This is a genomic window from Serratia sp. NPDC078593, from assembly GCF_050268245.1.
Classification (GTDB): Bacteria; Pseudomonadota; Gammaproteobacteria; order Enterobacterales; family Enterobacteriaceae; genus JBNNGK01.
The window spans coordinates 69422-88773 of the sequence record NZ_JBNNGK010000006.1; the positions used below are offsets into that span (position 1 = coordinate 69422).

At 47.6% G+C, this 19352-nt stretch carries 15 protein-coding genes and 1 riboswitch; of the genes, 7 read left to right on the forward strand and 8 right to left on the reverse strand.

Going from position 1 to position 19352, the window contains the following annotated elements; genetic code table 11:
- Nucleotides 1-30: 30 nt before the first annotated feature.
- Nucleotides 31-804, forward strand: a complete 774-nt coding sequence (gene srlR, locus ACQKDS_RS08990; RefSeq protein WP_399668888.1) for a glucitol operon DNA-binding transcriptional repressor SrlR — start codon at nucleotides 31-33, stop codon at nucleotides 802-804.
- The gene (gene gutQ, locus ACQKDS_RS08995) at nucleotides 797-1768 is read left to right on the forward strand and encodes an arabinose-5-phosphate isomerase GutQ (protein ID WP_399668891.1); all 972 of its coding nucleotides are present in this window, start codon (nucleotides 797-799) and stop codon (nucleotides 1766-1768) included. The genes srlR and gutQ overlap by 8 nt, the downstream gene beginning before the upstream one ends.
- A gap of 247 nt (nucleotides 1769-2015) precedes the next feature.
- Here the strand turns inward: gutQ and thiD are convergent, their stop codons facing one another.
- Nucleotides 2016-2816, reverse strand: a complete 801-nt coding sequence (thiD, locus tag ACQKDS_RS09000; RefSeq protein ID WP_399668894.1) for a bifunctional hydroxymethylpyrimidine kinase/phosphomethylpyrimidine kinase — start codon at nucleotides 2814-2816, stop codon at nucleotides 2016-2018.
- Entirely contained in the window at nucleotides 2813-3607 is a 795-nt protein-coding gene (gene thiM / locus ACQKDS_RS09005) for a hydroxyethylthiazole kinase (protein WP_399668897.1), read from the reverse strand. The genes thiD and thiM overlap by 4 nt, the downstream gene beginning before the upstream one ends.
- Before the next feature lie 35 nt (nucleotides 3608-3642).
- A riboswitch (TPP riboswitch) is annotated at nucleotides 3643-3734 on the reverse strand.
- A 564-nt stretch (nucleotides 3735-4298) separates the two neighbouring features.
- Between thiM and ACQKDS_RS09010 the strand changes: the two genes are divergently transcribed.
- From ACQKDS_RS09010 to ACQKDS_RS09030, 5 genes are all read left to right on the forward strand, one after another.
- Entirely contained in the window at nucleotides 4299-4562 is a 264-nt protein-coding gene (locus tag ACQKDS_RS09010) for a hypothetical protein (RefSeq protein WP_399668900.1), read from the forward strand.
- A gap of 59 nt (nucleotides 4563-4621) precedes the next feature.
- Nucleotides 4622-4804, forward strand: coding sequence for a hypothetical protein (locus ACQKDS_RS09015; protein WP_399668903.1), 183 nt, complete (start codon nucleotides 4622-4624; stop codon nucleotides 4802-4804).
- A 65-nt stretch (nucleotides 4805-4869) separates the two neighbouring features.
- Complete coding sequence (locus tag ACQKDS_RS09020) at nucleotides 4870-5100, forward strand: hypothetical protein (protein WP_399668906.1); 231 nt, start codon at nucleotides 4870-4872, stop codon at nucleotides 5098-5100.
- A 159-nt stretch (nucleotides 5101-5259) separates the two neighbouring features.
- Nucleotides 5260-6552, forward strand: a complete 1293-nt coding sequence (locus tag ACQKDS_RS09025) for an HlyD family secretion protein (protein WP_399668909.1) — start codon at nucleotides 5260-5262, stop codon at nucleotides 6550-6552.
- Nucleotides 6545-8665 carry a peptidase domain-containing ABC transporter gene (locus ACQKDS_RS09030; RefSeq protein WP_399668912.1) on the forward strand — a complete coding sequence of 707 codons (2121 nt, stop codon included), beginning with the start codon at nucleotides 6545-6547 and terminating at the stop codon, nucleotides 8663-8665. Before ACQKDS_RS09025 ends, ACQKDS_RS09030 begins: the two co-directional genes overlap by 8 nt.
- Before the next feature lie 346 nt (nucleotides 8666-9011).
- Here the strand turns inward: ACQKDS_RS09030 and ACQKDS_RS09035 are convergent, their stop codons facing one another.
- From ACQKDS_RS09035 to ACQKDS_RS09060, 6 genes are all read right to left on the reverse strand, one after another.
- Nucleotides 9012-9914: a RimK family alpha-L-glutamate ligase gene (locus tag ACQKDS_RS09035; RefSeq protein WP_399668916.1), complete on the reverse strand. Its 903-nt coding sequence runs from the start codon at nucleotides 9912-9914 to the stop codon at nucleotides 9012-9014.
- A gap of 82 nt (nucleotides 9915-9996) precedes the next feature.
- Entirely contained in the window at nucleotides 9997-10752 is a 756-nt protein-coding gene (locus ACQKDS_RS09040; RefSeq protein ID WP_399668919.1) for an SDR family oxidoreductase, read from the reverse strand.
- Nucleotides 10753-10917: 165 nt separating this feature from the next.
- Complete coding sequence (locus tag ACQKDS_RS09045) at nucleotides 10918-12084, reverse strand: MFS transporter (RefSeq protein WP_399668922.1); 1167 nt, start codon at nucleotides 12082-12084, stop codon at nucleotides 10918-10920.
- A 368-nt stretch (nucleotides 12085-12452) separates the two neighbouring features.
- Nucleotides 12453-12893, reverse strand: a complete 441-nt coding sequence (gene cynS, locus ACQKDS_RS09050; protein WP_399668925.1) for a cyanase — start codon at nucleotides 12891-12893, stop codon at nucleotides 12453-12455.
- Nucleotides 12894-14059: 1166 nt separating this feature from the next.
- Nucleotides 14060-15949 carry a UvrD-helicase domain-containing protein gene (locus tag ACQKDS_RS09055; protein ID WP_399668928.1) on the reverse strand — a complete coding sequence of 630 codons (1890 nt, stop codon included), beginning with the start codon at nucleotides 15947-15949 and terminating at the stop codon, nucleotides 14060-14062.
- A complete protein-coding gene (locus ACQKDS_RS09060) occupies nucleotides 15946-18258 on the reverse strand; it encodes an ATP-dependent nuclease (protein WP_399668931.1) in 2313 nt (770 codons plus the stop codon). Before ACQKDS_RS09060 ends, ACQKDS_RS09055 begins: the two co-directional genes overlap by 4 nt.
- Nucleotides 18259-19352 lie beyond the last annotated feature (1094 nt).

The window sequence follows — 19352 nt, forward strand, 5'->3', positions numbered from 1 at the left end:
AATGTGCCTATCTTGTGAACAGGAATCGCGATGAAACCAAAGCAGCGGCAGGCCGCTATCCTTGAATATCTACAGCGGCATGGCAAAACCGCCGTGGATGCCCTTGCACAACACTTTTCCACCACCGGCACCACTATCCGTAAAGATCTCACCCTGTTAGAAGACGAAGGTGAGGTGATCCGCACTTATGGCGGCGTGGTGCTCAGCCGCGATGACGGCGATCAACCGATCGATCGTAAAACCCACATTAATACCGAGAAGAAGCGCCAGATCGCCTACGCCGCCATTAAATTGATCGACGACGGCGACTCGTTGATATTCGATGCGGGCAGCACCGTCTTGCAAATGGTGCCGCATTTAGCGCAGTTCAATAACATTACGGTCATGACAAACAGTCTGCATATCGTCAACGCATTAGTGGAGTTGGATAATGACCAAACCATTTTGATGCCTGGCGGGACTTACCGCAAAAAATCGGCGTCGTTTCACGGTAGCCTGGCGGAATCGGCCTTTCATCAGTTTAGTTTTGATAAATTATTTATTGGTGCAGACGGCGTTGACCTCAATGCCGGCGTGACAACCTTTAATGAGGTTCACAACGTCAGCAAAGCGATGTGCGAAGCCGCCGGGCGCATTATTCTGCTGGTAGACTCCAGCAAATTTGGCCGCAAAAGCCCGAACGTGGTGTGTGAACTGGCCGCAGTCGACACGCTGATCACCGATAACGATATCCATCCGGATTATCTCGCCGCACTGCAAGCCAAAGGCATCAATATTATTCTGGTAGGAGACACCGATGAGTAACGCCACCGCCCTGCTTAATTTCGCCCGTGAAACCCTGGAAATTGAACTTACCGAAGCACAGCGTCTATTGGCACGGCTGGACGACAACTTTGTTTGCGCCTGCGAACTGCTGCTAAATTGTCGCGGGAAAGCCGTGGTTTCCGGCATCGGCAAATCAGGCCACATCGGTAAAAAGATTGCGGCATCACTGGCCAGCACCGGCACACCGGCGTTCTTCGTGCATCCGGCAGAAGCGCTGCACGGCGATCTTGGGATGATTAGCAAAGATGATGTGATGATCTTTATTTCCTATTCTGGCCACGCCAAAGAATTGGATCTGATCCTGCCATTATTGGCAGAAAACCCTATTCCAGTGATTGCCATCACCGGCGGTAAAACGTCACCGTTGGCTTTGGCGGCCGAATGCGTGCTGGATATTAGCGTCGAGCGCGAAGCTTGCCCGATGGGACTAGCCCCCACCTCTAGCGCGGTCAATACGTTAATGATCGGCGATGCGTTGGCGATGGCATTAATGCGCCAACGCGGATTTAATGCCGAGGATTTCGCTCGTTCACATCCCGGTGGTAGCTTGGGTGCGCGCCTACTGAATCGGGTGCACCACCTGATGCGAACCGGCGATAGACTGCCAGCCGTTGCTGAAAGCGCCAATGTGATGGATGCAATGTTGGAACTGAGCCGTACCGGGTTGGGGCTGGTGGCCGTGTGCAATGAACAGCAAAACGTGGTGGGCGTTTTTACCGACGGTGACCTGCGGCGCTGGTTGGTAGAGGGCCATAGCCTGAATGACGCCTTGAGCCCAGCGATCACTCGGCCCGGCTATCGTTTACCGGCGCAGTGGCGCGCAGGAGAAGCCTTAGAAGCGCTGCATGAACAGCATATCAGCGCCGCCCCCGTGGTAGATATTGATGGCCGATTGGTCGGTGCCATCAACCTGCATGATTTGCATCAAGCTGGCATTGGTTAATTATCGCCGGTTACGTGAGGCGCCGGGGCATGATGGCGATGCCCCGACGAAATACCTAACTAAGGTTGATGACTGCGTTACCATTGAACCAAAGATACTCGAGCCTAGTGCCCCAAGGGGTGCTCCCGCGGCAAGCCGTTCGCGTGTTGTCGTCAAGCAAACCGATTTGATTCGCAATGTATCGCTGCGGTTCCCAGCATGATGGTTGCCGTAAGCTGCCATTATGTTGTCAGCCTTTACAGGAGTCTCACCACCACGCGTGGAAATGATGTACCGGCCCAATCCCTTGGCCCACTTCCAGGCTCTCCGCCTGCTGTAACGCGCGTTGCAAGTAGTCTTTGGCCGCCGCCAGCGTATCCGCCCAATTATCATGGCGTGGGCGCAAGGCGGCTAACGCCGCCGACAGCGTGCAACCGGTGCCATGCGTATGCCGCGTCGCAACACGGGGCGCAGTGAAACGCAGCTCGAACTCAGCCGTGAATAACCAATCAGGACTTTCACTCTCGCTCAAGTGCCCTCCTTTCATTAATACCGCCTGACAGCCCATCGCCAATAATGCACGGCCTTGCTCGCGCATCTGTAGCTCATTTTTCGCCTCTGGGCAGGCCAACAGAGCCGCGGCTTCCGGCAGGTTTGGCGTAATCAGCGACACCCGCGGCAAGAGTTCGCAACGAATCGATTCGACGGCGTCTGGCGCCAGCAACGGATCGCCGCTTTTAGCTAACATCACCGTATCTAGCACCACAAACGGCGGTTGATAATAGTGCAGACGCTCCGCCACCGCGCGTACGATGTCTGCGTTTGCCAGCATACCGATTTTGGCACTATCAATACGTACATCGCTCAAGACAGAATCTAACTGTGCAGCCACAAACGCCGGTTCAATATGATAAACCGATTGCACACCGCACGTATTTTGCGCCACTAACGCGGTGATCACACTGGTACCATAAGCCCCCAACGCCGAAAATGTCTTGAGGTCGGCTTGAATACCGGCACCACCGCTCGGATCGGTGCCCGCAATGGTTAACGCATTGATTCTTTTCATTGCAGCGCCCCTGCTTTCAACTGGTACAACGCATCAAGAAACACCGGAATAAAACTACCAGGACCTTCAGCCTGCTGACTCGCGCGTTCACCGCATAACGACATTACGCGACACGCAGTAGCCACGTGCCCCATTCGCTCACCCGGCAGGCAACTAAATGCGGCTACCACCGCCGACAACGCACACCCTGTACCGACAACGCGAGTCATCAGACGATCGCCTCCGGGGATCGCCCAACTGCGTTTGCCGTCGGTCACATAATCCACCGAACCGGTCACCGCAACTACGGCACCACTGGTTTGTGCCAATTGATATGCAGCAGGCAACGCGATCCGTGAGTCGGTAGTGCTATCGACACCGCGCCCACCACCTTGTAATCCACTCAATGCCATAATTTCAGACGCATTGCCACGGATTGCAGCTGGCCGCAACATCAATATACGCCTCGCAAAATCAGTACGGTAAGTCAACCCATCCACGGCAACCGGATCCAATACCCACGGTTTATTACTCTGATTAGCAGCTTCAATCGCCGCCAACATGGATTCAGCACGCGAGGCGGTTAACGTACCGATATTCACTAATAGACCATCGGCGATACGGCTAAATTGCGCGGCTTCGCTCGGTTCAGTCACCATAGCCGGTGACGCGCCTAACGCCAGCAAGACGTTAGCTGTCAAAGCCTGAACCACGTCGTTCGTCAAGCAATGAATCAATGGAGAATGGTGTTTGAATAGGTTGAAGCTGGCCGCAGCACAAGCGCTGGGTAAAATATCAGGTCGAGCGATCATAATCCTCCCAACCGGCGTTTAAGAAGGCAGATACCGGTTGGGTATCGAGACTTCCCTACGCTGGCATAATCCAGATCAGGTAATACGGGTAAAATCTCAGCCCTATCGGGCACCCCGAGTCTTTTGAATATGATAGATTTATCGTATTGCTAGCTACAATCATATATCACAAAAGGGGCTAATAGCCACATCCACTTTCTTCGGTTAAATTATCCCCACATAGATAATTAGGAAAATATTACCTTACCAAATAGCGCTATCACTCTTATTATTTATTACACACAATCGCCAACCTATACAGATAAGATTATCACATCATGCAAAAATATAAATTATTTTGATAATTAATGTTGATATTCACCCATGAAAAATAAAAAAAAGCCTTATTATGCCGTGTATTAATACGTAATAATTACTGTAAACTCATCACACCTTGATAAAAATAAAGTATTTTTGGGACTTTTATTAAATAACTTCGGTGATAAGTTGAGAATTATCCTTAAATTCCCATTTGAATTGCACAACCTATTTATAATCCATCAACAATGAGTGTAATATTCACCGGCAGTTAAGTGTTTATCCTAAGTTGTAGTGACTATCTCCTGTAGAAATCGTCCATGAGTTGTAAAATTCAATTCATGGATTATCGTCATGTAATGACACACATCTATCAGTAAAAAATGGAGTATTTATGAGAGAGTTATCTAAAGTAGAAATGCAAGAAGTTTCAGGTGCTGGCTTGATCGGTGATATCTTCGGTACACTGGGTAAAGTGACCGATCTTGCTGTCAATACCGTTGCTGGTATGATTGGCAATATTGCTGGTAACATTGGTAACAGCATTGGCTCTATCATTGGTATGGGTATGGGTTTCTTCGATAACATCGGTAAAATCTTCAATAATGCATTTAAACCAGCTGCCCCAGCTAATCCAGTTACTCCGCCAAAAGAATAAGTTATTTCACTATCTGTTGTCTATTTAGACTTATAGATATAATTAATAAGGATATTAATATGAAAAAGATTGAAAAAAATGTCGCTATGCAAGTATTGGGTGGCGCAATGGGCTGTGAAGTTAGCCACAATCTGAGCATTGTTGAAGGCAAAGAAGTTTGTTATGTAACGGTTGGTTGCGTTGATAAATTCGGCGTCGTGACCTCAAAAAGCAAACCTGTAGAACGTACTGAGTGCAAATAATCTTATTATAATAAGATAGCACCAAAGCATTCACTTCATAAATAAAATTTCAGTAAGGAATAGCTATGAGAGAATTATCTAAAGTAGAAATGCACGAAGTTTCTGGCGCTGGTTTCCTGAGCGATATGTTTGGCTCACTGAGCGGTGGCTTGTTTGGTGGTATCGGTAAAGACATGAACAATGCTGGTAATACTATCATCGGTAGCATCACTAATGGCTTTATTAGCGGTGCTAAAGTATTCACCGACTTCGTATTCAATGTAGTTAAAGGTTTCAACGAAGGTCGTTACCTTTAATTGATGTTACATTGAAGCCAGTTTGACGTTATCTCTGCTGGTATTTAATCATCCATTTTTTGTAATCATCTCGATTAGAGGTGGATGAGAACATTATTATAAGAGCAAATCCGAGCTGATACTGGATTTGCTCTTATCTATATAAATAATAAGCATTCTATGGAAAGAAAAGGTATTTATCGTCGGGAATTCATTGAAAACCAAAAACAGAAATGGAAAGGAAAGGTTTTATTAAAAAATGGTGCTCCTGCATGGATGGTTGCATTTTTATCCAGCCTATTCGTAATAACATTATTCCTTTTGGTTTACTATTTAGAATACACCCGAAGAATTGACGTTAGCGGAGAAATAATAACCTACCCGCACTCCATCAATATTTACTCCCCCATGCAAGGTTATGTCAAAAAAGCGTATGTTGCATTGGGTGATAAAGTTAATAAAGGTGATCCACTTTATGAGGTCAGCGTAGCTAGAATGACGCTGTCTGGTAATGTCAATGCAGAAAGAAAAGAGGCGTTAGACAAGCAGATTGCCAATATTGACTCAATTATCACTAAATTAAAAAAATCTAAAAAAATCACGATACTCAACTTGCAAAGCCAACTAGAACAATATGTCGAATCACACGAAGAGACAAAGAAACTTGTGGCCAGTGCACGTGAGGGCGTGAAGAACATGCGTGCAGGCATGGCCAGTTATGAGGAATATCGCAAGAAAGGTCTGATCACCAAAGATCAGCTAAATAACCAGCGATTCCTATTCTATCAACAGCAGAATGGGTACCAAGGCCTGAATAGCCAAAGTATTCAGGAAGGTTTGCAAATTTCAAAGTTGCAAAGCGAAATCCTGACTCAATCTTCTGAGTATGAAAATAAAATAGCAGAGTATGAATATCAACTGCATGATTTAAAAAGAAAAATAATAGAATATGATGCCGATGATACGACAATTGTCAGCGCACAAATAACGGGGCTGGTTGAATCACTGAGCGTAACGCCAGGCCAAATGGTCAACGTTGGTAGCAGCTTGGCACAAATCAGGCCAACAACCGATGTCAAATACTACTTGGTGATTTGGGTTCCAAACAACAGTTTGCCTTATATTAAACAGGGTGACAGCATCAATATTCGTTATGATGCATTTCCATCAGAGAAATTTGGTCAATTCCCTGGTAAAATTGAATCAATTTCCAGTATTCCTGTATCAAACCAAGAAATATCAGAATACAACATCCCTGCATTAAATAATAATGGGATGGTCAAAGATAACTATTATAAAGTTTTAGTAGCAGTAAAAAACACGGAGTTCAGTGATAAAGGAAAAGAAATGCATTTATCAAGCGGATTAAAAGCAAATGCCATCGTGTTCCTTGAAGAGCGCCCCTTGTATCAATGGATGTTTGTTCCGTTTTATGGAATTAAAAATAGCGTAACGGGGAAAATCGATGAGTAATGATGTATTTGGTTTCATTTCTCAGAAGCTGAGTTTCGGCCTGATCAAACGCGTACCGCAAATACTTCAGACGGAAACATCTGAATGTAGTCTCGCGTGTTTGGCTATGATTTGTGGTTATTATGGTCTAAATATAGACTTATACAACTTACGCCATAAATTCAGCGTGTCGAGCCAAGGCGCAACGCTGAATACGCTGGTGCAAGCCTCTACGATGGTTAACCTAAATAGCCGGGCGTTAACCTTAGATCTTGATGAAATTAAAGAACTGAAACTTCCCTGCATACTGCACTGGGACATGAGCCACTTCGTGGTATTGGTTGCAGTACGCCGCTCATCTTTTGTCATTCATGATCCAGCAAGTGGCAAGCGCGTCATTGGCATCAAGGAAATGTCCCAGCATTTTACCGGTGTCGCTCTGGAATTATGGCCTAATAGCCAGTTCACTAAAGCCACTTTAAAAAGCAAAGTCAAACTGCTGGATCTGGTTAAAAGCATCAGCGGCATCAAAGGCATTTTAACCAAGATCTTCTTCCTGTCAGTGGTGATCGAAACCGTCAACCTCCTGCTACCGGTCGGTACACAGCTAGTGACCGACCACGTTATTCAGGCTAAAGATAATAATTTATTGTCGGTTATTTGTATCGGACTGCTGTTCTTTCTTATATTCCATGCCTTTATCAGTATGATACGCGGCTGGATATCGTTAGTGACCGGCAGCATGATCGATCTACAGTGGAAAGCATCATTCTTTGATCACCTAATGCGATTACCGCTATCCTTCTTTGAAAAGCGGCACTTAGGCGATATTCAGTCACGCTTCTCGTCATTAGAAGTCATCAGAAATACCTTCACCAATAATATTATTGGTGGCCTGATTGATGGCATTATGACTATTGGCCTGATCGTCATGATGTTCTTCTATGGTGATTGGTTATCCTGGGTGGTGATCGGATTTACCGTTTGTTATGCCTTTATACGTATCGTCACTTACGATTTTTATCGTCGCATGACCGAAGAGAAAATCGTTAAAGATGCCAAGGCTAACTCACATTTTATGGAAACGCTCTACGGCATCTCTGCGATCAAAGCACTGGGTTTACATAAACGACGTTCAGGGTTCTGGTTAAATCTAAACGTTGATGCTACCAATACCAACATTAGATTGACGCGCTTCAATATGATGGTGGGTGGGCTTAATACTTTTATCTCATCGCTAGATCAGATCACCATTTTGTGGTTAGGTGCACTAATGGTAATTGATAACAATATGTCACTCGGTATGTTTATTGCATTTAATGCTTACCGTGGGCAATTTTCGCAGCGTTCAGCAAGCTTGGTAGACTTATTGCTCCAATTACGTGTTCTGTCATTGCATAATGAAAGGATTTCAGATATTGCATTTACTGACCCAGAACCTGAAGTACCACTAAGGAAAATTTTCGAGTCTGAACAACCTGTTTCTTTTGAGATTAAAGAATTAAGTTATCAATATGATGGCGCCCCGAAACCGGTATTTGATAAATTAAGTTTTAGAGTTGAAGCTGGCTCAAGCGTCGCCATCGTCGGCCCATCAGGCATTGGTAAAACAACCTTACTCAAAGTTATGGCAGGATTACTCTCGCCTACCCAAGGTACCGTGCAAATTGAGGGGATGGATATACATAAAATCGGTTTAGATAACTACCGTGAATGCATATCGTGTGTTTTACAAGACGATAAACTGTTCTCTGGCTCGATTGCCGACAATATCTCAGGCTTTGATTTGACACCAGATTATGATCTGATCGTCTCATGCTCAACTTACTGCAACATGCATGATGAAATCATGAAAATGTCGATGGGATATGAAACGCTGATCGGTGAACTAGGATCTGGCCTATCCGGCGGGCAAAAGCAGCGTCTGTTGATTGCACGAGCCTTATACAGAAAACCTAATATTATCTTTATGGATGAAGCAACCAGTCATTTGGATTTGGATAATGAATCAATCATCAACAAGTCCATTTCCGATCTGAATGTCACTCGTATTATTGTGGCACACCGGCCATCGACAATTGCTTCGGCGGAAAGAGTGATTAATCTGGCAGAAGCTGCAGCACCGACGCCTTAAGAGGCGTTGTTCAGCCAGACACTATATACCCCTCCTTGCTTCAAGTTACATCTTTGCTTATTACATCATTGATATAACTTGAAGCAAGATTAAACCCCAAGACTGCAAACGGGTTCTCCGATCCATCTGGCAAACGTCCACTATATACCTGTTAATTACATTTGATTTTTTTAACGTGTCAGTCTGCCGCAAGTCGTCATTGAACGCTGTATGCCAGGGACGCAGGGGGTTCGATATCCTGCGCACTGAAAATTGAGCTGTGTACACCAAACCTCACCGTGAATGGTAGCCGATCGTCTGGCGACAAAAATAAAAGTGCAACCAGCCACCATCTGTAGAAAATGTGTTATTCAGCTAGCCGTTTTTTTATTGCCTCAGCGAAACGCAAAGCACTACCCGAAGAAAAAGGCAGATTGAGAGAGGGTTCACAGATTTCCATTTCCAGAACAACCGGCTGATTGTCATCGTCCAGTATCAGATCGATTCGTGCATAGAGCAGTGGTTTTTCTAGTTGGAATATTTCTTCCACAGCGTTGACTGCTGAACTCGCCAGACGAAGCTCTGCTTCACTGGGCTGCCGCTCTCTTCGGAATTCCTGCAGAGGTTCTCTGACCGTACCGTCCTGCTGAAGTAAAGCGCTTTTGCGTATGGCATGGCTGTATATGCCGTTAAAAAAGACGAGGTCGGTCTCCCCGTTTACATCTATTGAAGGAAGGTAAGGTTGAATTAAAACATCGTTCCCTTCGGAATGCTGCTCACGGATATATGATATGGCTGAATCCGAATCTTCCGTGCGGAACCTGCGAACACCGCGTGAGTAAGCGCCAACAACGGGTTTGATGACCACTTCAGACGGATTACGTTGCTGCTCGATAAAGTCACTTATCTCTGCTGTAATGTCTCGATGACCGGCTCTGATTAGCCTACTCGGAACAATACTGACTCCTTTATCACGTAAATCAAGTAAATAAGTTTTATTAAGTCCCCATTTAATAACAGCAAGAGGATTAAAGAGCGCTGTGATTGCTGAAATTTTCTCGCTCCACAAGATGAAGTCCTCTAGGCGCTCAACGTAACTCCAGGGCGATCTCAAGATAACTGAAGTGTAATTTTCCCAGTTAACCTCTTCATCGTCCCATCTGACAACCTCTGCTTCCAAGCCTACATCTTTGCAAGCCTCAATAAGCAGTGGCATGTCATAATCATTGGCTAAACTTTCAGCGTCGGTCACCAGTGCAATCGTTGGCATTTACAATCCTTTCGTCGTCATTAAGCCTTCGGAAGGCTTGTCAGGTCGGATTTCCGAGTGGATCACTCAAGCAGTTATTGATTTACCACCCTATCGTATTTCCCATATGCGTGAATGTGCCGCTCGGACCGCTGTTATCCAGCGTGGCCATTTGCACACTGGTCAACGCCCCGGCTGATACGTCCAAATCTCCGGCACCGTCATTCATGTCCGTGATAGTATATCCCGGATGCACGGCGTTGACCTTGATCACCGTATCCCTGAGTTCATATGCGAGATGAATGGTCCAAGAGTTCACTGCGCTTTTCGCTGCGCTATAAGCGGGTAAAGATTTAAACATCGGGCTATAGGCGTAGGAGTCCTGATCGGTATGCGTTGTTATTGAAGCCAGCAGACTCGATACATTGACAATCCGACCAGCATTCGATTTTTTTATCAGCGGCAGTAATGCTACGGTTAACTCAACCATACCGAAAAGATTCGTATTAAATGTATCCCGCCATTTTTGCATGGGCTGTTCTGAAGGATTCAGGCCATAATGTTCAATTCTTATGGCAGCATTGTTTACCAAAATATCAAGACGACCATATTTTTCATTAATAGTGTCTAAGGCGGCATGAATATGCTCAGAGGAAGTAATATCGAGAAGAATGTAATCAGCCGCATACCCCATGCTTAATATCTTTTCTGCGGCAATCTTGACAGCCTTTAAATCACGCCCCCCTAAAATGACAGTCATTCCTTTTTCAGCAAGCTGTCGGGCTGTCTCAAACCCAATCCCCTTATTTGCACCCGTGATAAGTGCGATCTTTTTTGATGCGCAATTCATATCAGTCATCTCAGCGTTTTCCCTTATCTATTCCTTCAAGGAAACTATTTATTTTATAGCCAAACCGGCGCGTATCTATAGTTTCCTCCTGTTCAAGAGAGCAGGAGATTTCGGTGTTTGACTTTTCACGATAACTATTTCTGAAACGAGAGATAATCATGCCAGGCAAAAACACTAACTTCGGATTTCCCGATACCGTGACTTGATTTTATTTCTTTTCATGAGCAGCAGAATTAAAATTACAGACAAAACCTGAAATGCTGAAAAAGCAGTAAGGGCCGGCTCAAGGCCATATCTGTCGGCCAACGCACCACTGGCAATAACGGGTAGCGAGAAACCCACATACGCATAAACAAATAAACCGGCCGTTGCCCTGGCTTTTTCATTCTGGGCCATCAACGTAAAAGCAGAAAGCGATGACAGATAGGTGAACCCGTAGCTTGAAGCACTCGTGATGCCGGTACCAATCAGAATCAGAGAAATAGAGGCATTCCATACACCTGCCAGGATGACAAGAAATCCTGCTGCCGTCATGATCATGCCAGTAAAAAGTGAGTTTTCATTACTGCACTTTTTCGCTATTGGTTGGCAGAGAAACCCGATGAATATCGCAAGAAATACCACTAATCCACTGTATTCACTGAGGTTAAGCTGTTTAAGCTCCAGCGGAACAACGGCGATAATCATACCGGTCGTTGCCCATGCGGCGGCCATAGCGAGGCCGTATATACCGGTGTTTTGTGGGTAAAATGGAAGCCTGAAAAGAGAGACGTCTCTCCGTCTTAATGATGGAGGCATGGCTTTCATTAAAAGAATAACGGAGCCTGCAATGATGAAAAAGATAATGAAACTTGCAGGAAGCAGAGTATCCCCCTGAATGTTAAGACTGATGCTCGTCGCTAGTGCCCCACTCCCGAATCCGAGTGACGTTGCAGAAGTGACAATAAGCGGGGCGCGGTGCGACGTATCGCCCTTCATAATTTCAGCCATGTAGGCTGTACCGGCGGTAGTGATTAAACCGGTGCCGATCCCCAGCAGAACTCTCGCAAAAAAGAGGCTTATCCAACTCGGGGACATCACCAACAGAGCCGTTGCCAGCACGGCGAGGACCAGTGATGCAGCGACAGGTATTCTCCTTCCAATCCGATCGGATAACCCCCCCAGAAAAAGCAGAGTAGGCATCAGGCCAGCAACATAAGCAGCAAAGGCCAGCGTGACTGCGGTGGCACCTACGCCACTTTTGGCTGCATAAACGCCGTACAAAGGAGTCTGAATGTTAACAGCGAACGTTCCTATGAACAGCGCTATTGTCAGTAAGCCTATGTGTATCTTTGCAGTCATAGCACTTTCCCAGTCCTAAAAGAGATAAAGATGCTTCACGCCTGACGCCCATTGACAGTTCCACTATCCAAGAGCAAGGAAATACATTAGATCGCCTAACACAAAAATGGCAACCTATTTTTAACAAAAAAGCAGCAAACCTCGATATTGGACGTTAATAAACGCGCAGCATAGCCAAGACACAATATATCATCATGATTAATAATACTTTTTTAATTAAAGCATGAACCAAATTTGTCTGCAAAGTTATGTGAGTTGTTGCCTAAGTGATTTAAAGCTCAGTAATTTGTAAGGCATTCTTTACGATAAGACGTGCTGCCGTATTTCGCATACCTATCGTTTAACGGCAGCAAACGCCTTAAAACCCCTCAGAACTCATTGTAGGGAAGGAATTTACCGGAGAAAGTGACTTCAACTCTGTCGCCTTTAGGGGACACTGTTTTTCTGATATCCATCGTAAAATCGACCGCACTCATGATCCCATCCCCGAACTCTTCCTGGATGATTTCTTTGATGGCGGGTCCATAAACGGTAATTATTTCATGCCACCTGTAAATAAGGGGATCGTGTTTCACCGATTCAGTCTGTTGTCCGCGAACGGGTACCTGTTGCAGCAATGCCATCGCCTCATCATCCAGATGAAAGATATTTTTTATTTTTTCTGCCTGAGCCGCACTGAACTTCATATTCCCTAGGCATGCGGCCGCAGTCCACTCTTTGGAACAGCCTATTTCGTCTGCTACATCCTTCCATTTTATTCCGTGAATAACTTTATGGTTTAAAATAGCTTCTGTTATCTTATCTCTCATGTTTACTCCCTCTTTAATAAATGGTTTTTCAACAATATAAGGACACCATTTTAAAGAATAAGTCAAACACAAACTGGTTGAAATGAGTTAAATCAATCTCACAATAGAGCGGAAACACTTGTTTTTATTTATTAAAAAATCCCTATGTTTCTTATTTTTCGTAAAACTCAGCCTTTTATATGATTTAGATTCATAACTTTAAATTGTTTTTTATAATCAGCAAGAAACCGATATGGGAAGGTTTAGCGTGTATGACTAACAGCTTGCAAGCTATTTTTAGTCTGTATTAACCTGTTGAGTTGATGGATAGTTTATTAAATGGGATATTCTAATCTTCTTGGCGCTCCCCCTACCTTTCATTTTTCTACCTTACCGCAACCAAGGTGTGATGCTTTTGGCTTTTCCGTTTATTTTTCATCACAGGCTTTAAAGTAACGATAAATTCAACATTTTTATCAAGTGCATCTGGATTTTTCCTAAATGAAATTACGCAGTTATTAACACAACTCTTTAATGAGCTAATAAAATTATTTTCCGAGTAACTAAAAGCAAAAATATTCGCTCCTCCTCACCGGTAAGATCTCATTTTTCTTTTATTCACTCATAGCGAACCTAACGGACTATGTTTGTCAGTCATATGATTGAAATATATCCTTTTTCTAACCTGAATCCGAAACCAGAAGGTGACATCAAAAATTTCATTGAAAAAAAAGTGCTTCCCGTTGCTAACAGCTGCCAGAAAGTGCCAGATACAAAAACAAAAAAGCCCGCAGTTACGCGGGCTTAGCGGTACTTTACTGCTTTTACGTGCAGGCTGTTGCCAGACGTTAAATCATTCCCACTCGATTGTTGACAAGAACATCATAACCTTATTTATCAGTTATTTACAAACAAATCAGTCACCAACACCATGATTAGTACCATACCTGGAGCTAAGGCCCCGTCGGCGCTCCCTATCGTGAAACAAAACAAATTAGCCACGACTACAATCGGACGTTGGAAGCATGACTGGATCTGAGACATTTCAGTCGTGCCCTCGCGATTTGTCGAACGGCACATCAGACCAATAGCGGATATTCGACATCTCACCGAACGAGGACGCGGAAAGACCTCCTAGGCACCACACGTCGATAGCCCTTCTGACCGGGCGGTAGGCCTGTAACAGACTAGGACGCGGCAAGATTGATCACGTCCTGAGCGGGGAAGAGACCCGACGCGATGATGGCAGCATGAGCCTGCGCAGGATCATCCGCAAAAAACACGACTCCCAGATCCTCGCCAGCTCTAGAACAGCAGACATACAGAAGTCGACGGGTGCGCATAATCGTCGTTTCGTTGCCATCCCGGATATTCTGCTCGTCCGTGTCGGAGAGAGGCGTTATTCCGAAATACTTCCCGTAATGGAACTGGTTATGGCGACCTTCTTCGTCATCGAGGATCGCGAGGACCCGGTTGAACTCAGCCCCCTTTACCCCCTGATGCGTTTCAAACGGCGACTGTTCCTCAATGTAGCGACGATAGCCCCATAGTTGCCGGATCGGCGTGTGAAGGAGCTTCACCAAAGCGGCATGGTTGCCGCTCTCAGCCGATGGAACCGCAGCATCGTATTCGGCCATTGCCGCTAGGATGCGTTCATCCAGCTTAAACATGCCTCCATCTCGCAGGTGTTCGAACGCAGCGAATGCAGGAGTTGCTGAAGACTCTCCGCAGATCTGCGCGAGCGCCTTCACTCGAGTATCCATATCCTTCAAAATGCCGGGCACGGCGTTCGCCTGCATGTACTCGCGCTGCAAAAAAGGCGCATGGCGACGCAGAAGGCTCATAACCTCGAATTGATCGTCATCGACATTGGCCAGCATCAAGGGGGCCAGCAGCTTCAACAAAGGGGCGACAGACCAATGTGTGCCGTCATCGAACCCGTCTTTGAAACCGTCAGACGTTTTGTCGTGGAAGGCTTCGTAAAGGGAGCCGAAGCCAAGGCGGTTGGCTGCCATTCGATGGGCAATCACCAAGACCTTTACGTCAGCGTCAGCTTCATCGCTAAGCCAAAGGGGGTCGTTATTGTGATGGGCTAGCCACTGTCGCGCCTCGGTAAGGCTCTGGGTACGGTCGGCCTTGGACACCACGAGCAGCTTCGCGGAACCTTGGACCGGAACGCGTGCGCCTCCGACCTCTTTCGTTTTGCCTCCGGTCTGAGCAAGACCGTCAGCGCCCGCGCGGATTTGATTGATCACATCCAGGACTGCGACGGGGCAGCGAAAATTTTCAGGCTTCTCAATAAGTTTCCAACCGTCTAGAGGGGCTATGACGCCGGCCCCGGACATGTAAATTTTTTGCATCGGATCACCAATGAACCCGAGGCAAAACTTATTACCGAGCAAAGCTGAGATCGCCTTTAATGCCGCAACAACATCCGGATCGGTGTCCTGACTCTCATCGACAAAGATGAAGGGATACTTCTGCCCAACGACCTTGGCGATAACCGGCAGATCCCGGATCAGCTCGGTCGAAAGCTTGATAACGTCGCCATGCCCCAGAATGCCATTCGGGTAGTCGCTCCCGACACCGTAGGTGAAGCGTTTCACATCACCGATCGTGAGCTTTTGGGCTCGATACCGCTCTAGGTCGGCGTGTTTACGTTCTCGCGTCGATGCCCGCGTCTTGTTCGTGAAGCCTTCAATCTTAGTTTCAGTGTCGGTGATTTTCTTGTCGAGCCGACGTCCGACCCAGTCTGCGATGTCGCTCTGAAACGGCTTCACGGCCGCCCAGAGGAAGCTGTGGATTGTGGACACGTGGAACAGCTGGTTGTTGCCGACATCACCCCAAATCTCGCCGACCGCGACTTCTGTGTAAGTAATGCAGGCAATCTTTTTGGACTGCGCTCGTAGAGCGGGGCCTCGTGTTTTGAGAAGATGATCGAGCGCTTTGACGATCGAGGTCGTTTTGCCCGACCCTGCACCTGAAACCATCACGAACCCAGTAGAAGCATCATCGTCTAGCAAGGTTCTCAGTTCAATATCAGCCGGCGTATCCGGCTTTCCCGCACGGCTGGTCATTGATCCACCTGAACATCTTGAGGTTGGACAGGAGCGTCATCGACACCGACTACTTCAGCCGTGCCATCCGACACCTCTTCTACGATTGTGACGTGCTGCGTCAGCCAGTCTAAGCCCTGCTGGATGTAAGTAGGGACGACCCACGTCGCGTCGCTGCTAGCTAACAGGCCCAAGGCGAAGTTGGTTTTCTTGAAATGCTGGCCTTTGACGCGAGTATGGATTTTCGAAGCAAGGTCGGCCAGCGGCATCGTTCCCGCCTTGCTCCATCTCAGCTTCAGATCGCGGTGCTCCTTCTTCTGGCACCACTCAAGGTTTTCATAGGCGAAGGCCTCTTCGAGGGTTCGGCTCTTCAGCTCAGCAGTTTCCTCTCCCCACTTCACGGTTACAGGGCACTGATACGTCACCATCACATGCGCACCCGAGCCGTTTTGCGGCGCTTGCAGCTTACTTTCAGGCGTTGCGGCCAGAAGGTCTTCAATCAGTATCTTGCCAGGGAGCCACTGGCGAAGGGTCTGGTTTGCCGTAACAGCTCCAGCCGTTCCTGCAGGGCATTTTGAGCTTGGCTTCGGCTCATCCCCTTCAGCCGCGGCCTCATCGTCGAGATCATCGTCCTCGTCATCGCCAGCGTCGTTATCGTCTTGGGCAGCGGCGTCAGCAGTCTTCTTAGGTTTGGGCGGGTACACGCTGTCGAGATCTGTCACGATCAGGGTCGGCAAGCCGAGAAACTCAATCAGCTTCTGGAAACGAAAGGCGAAAGCACCACCGACCTCAAGAATACTGAGATAAGCCGCGTTCAGCTTCTTAGCACCGTGACCAATCATCAACGGAAGTACGAGGCGCTCGACGTTACCCTCAACAAGGATTGCGCCGTCAGCGAAGAAGAGGTCACAATGCATCAGCTTCATATATCGCTGGAGGAAATCCCGGTCGTCCTTGTTGCTCTCGTAGAAGGCTGAGAGGTTGAAAACAGAAGAGCATTGCTTGGAACCGATTTCGGCCGAACGGCGGAAATAGCGGATCGGTTTGAAGCCCCGCTCGTACAGGATGTGCGGGGAATGCGTCGTGATCACGAACTGCGTGTCGTAACCGTCCGCCCCTTCGGACGGGATGAGTTCGGTGAGCTTGCGAACGAAGGCCTGCTGGAGTTGCGCGTGCATGTGCGCCTCCGGCTCCTCGATAAACATCAGGTGGATTGGCTGGCGTTTTCCTTCCTCGCCTTCCTCTGTGACCGACCACGCAGCGTGGAGGTCGAGAAGTTCGACGCCCATGTAGATGAGGTTTTTAAAACCCAACCCGTTGTAGCTGTCGGGGAGAGACAGGGCTTCTACGCCACCAGTCGCTTCTTCGAGTAGGTAGTGAACTTTGGCCTGTTGATCGCCCATCAGTCGCTCCAGCCGCAGGGCTGCGCGGATCTCCAGTGCAGGGTTGGAAAGGCCGGGATAACCGAGCTTGCGCAGCGATTTGAACGTGTCCTTGAACACATCCGAAAAATGCTTCGTCAGTTGTTCTTCAGAGAGCGCCAACGCGCGCAGGGCGTTGTGGTCGTCTTCGCGCTTGCTCTGGTTGCGAGTGTAGAAACGGCTGAGCCGCTTGGACAAGTCCTCGGTTCGAGCTTGTGAGTTACCGTCGCTCAAGTGTCGTTGAGCGCTCAGGAAGTCCACCTTAATCAGCGAATTGATGATTGAGTGTCCCGTTCGCTCGGTGTCTCCCAGGATCTCTTTCGGCGTGTACGTCTCGCCAACGTTAGCGGGGGATAGCGACGCTTCGTCGAGAATGAAATAGCGCAGGCCGTATTCATTCTTCAGCTCGCGCGCGAGGTAGTCGCGCATGTTGCGAGGCCAAGGTTTGTAATCTGCGCCATGCTCAGCCTTATTCTGGGCGAACTTCGCAGCCTCGGTCGCCATCTTCCGGTAGCTGGCCAGCGTTTGGGCCGCGTCCTTCACGGTAAACTCAATCCGGACACCGACGAGTGCACCTTCCCATGCGGCTCTGGGCAGGAGATCCACGACCCGGTAGAGATTATCCGGATCAACGCTTATCCACACATCAAGAGTTATTGCCGGGAATTCGTGGGCTTGCTCAACCGCATCTTCCGCCGGGAAATTTTCAAAGGCCGGCCAGCAATCTGCGCTGAAATCATTGACAGTGAACTTGTCTTTAGAGCCGGACAAGAACAGGTCTACTGCGTGAGTTGCTGATGTCTTTCCGCTATTGTTAGCTCCAACAAATATGGTCAGGTCGTTCGCAAACTCGATACGCGCATCTTTCAACCTACGAAAATTCTTAAACGCCAGAGAGTGAAGATGCATATGGTTTGCCCCCGCCCGATTATGCAACGCCTTGTTATTATGGAAGAATTATTATCGATTACTAACTATCGCTTAAGCTGTACCATAGCATATGACCGACGGTAAAGGGAGTGGATTCGAGGGCAAGACTGGCATTATCTCCACATCAAAAGACGGGGCGAAACGTGAGATTGGCGGTTGTGAATGAAAAGCGCGTAGAGGCTCAACCAAAGCTCAAGGGAACCTGCCCGAGCTGTGGTGGCGGCATGGTCGCCAAGTGTAGGACGTCAAAGTCTGGCACTGGTCACTTAAGCCCCCCCCTATGCAACCCTTGGTGGAAAAGTGAAGCCAAGTGGCACCGCTACTGGAAGAACAAGTTTCCCCTCGAATGGCAGGAAATCGCGGCATTTGATCCAGCCACGGGCGAAAAGCACATCGCCCACGTCAAGACACCGTACGGTCTCGTGGTTGAGTTTTAGCATTAGCCGATCACTCCCGCTGAGATTCAAGCGCGACGTCCGGTCATTTGGGAAGTTGCACAAACGAATGGCAGGTTCCGGGACCACTTTGCCCCCCTCCCGAACGACCACTATCGGTGCACATAGCTGCCGGTCAGTTTCGCATCGTACAAATTGTAGGTTCTCAAAGTAGTTGCCCTTCGAAGCGCCACTGGCGAAGGACTGACCTTGGTCGACAGCCGACGCCGCGTAACCATCAGCTATTTCTACGTCTCAGATCCGAGTTGTAGCGTATCCCCGACGTCCCCGCCACGCAGGGCCTTTCGGCTAGTAAGCGCTATACGGCGAGGAAACTCCCCTCGCAGCTCAAGGTTATAAATAGTCCGGGCTGACAATGGGATCATCTTCAGAAGTGTTTTCCTATTAATGAGTGTGCTATGTGCCTTTGTTTGCATCTGCCTTCCTCCAGTTTCCAATCAGACCTAAACAATGCCAGGTATTACCACTTGCTAAAATCTATCCATTGGCTAAAATGGTTGACATGAAAATTACAACTTGAGAAGGCTGTGACTTCACCTTCGCAGCAGCAATCAAAGCATTTTTAGAACGCAGCTCTCCGTATTCCATATCTTCACGGAGGTATCCCATACTGCGGCT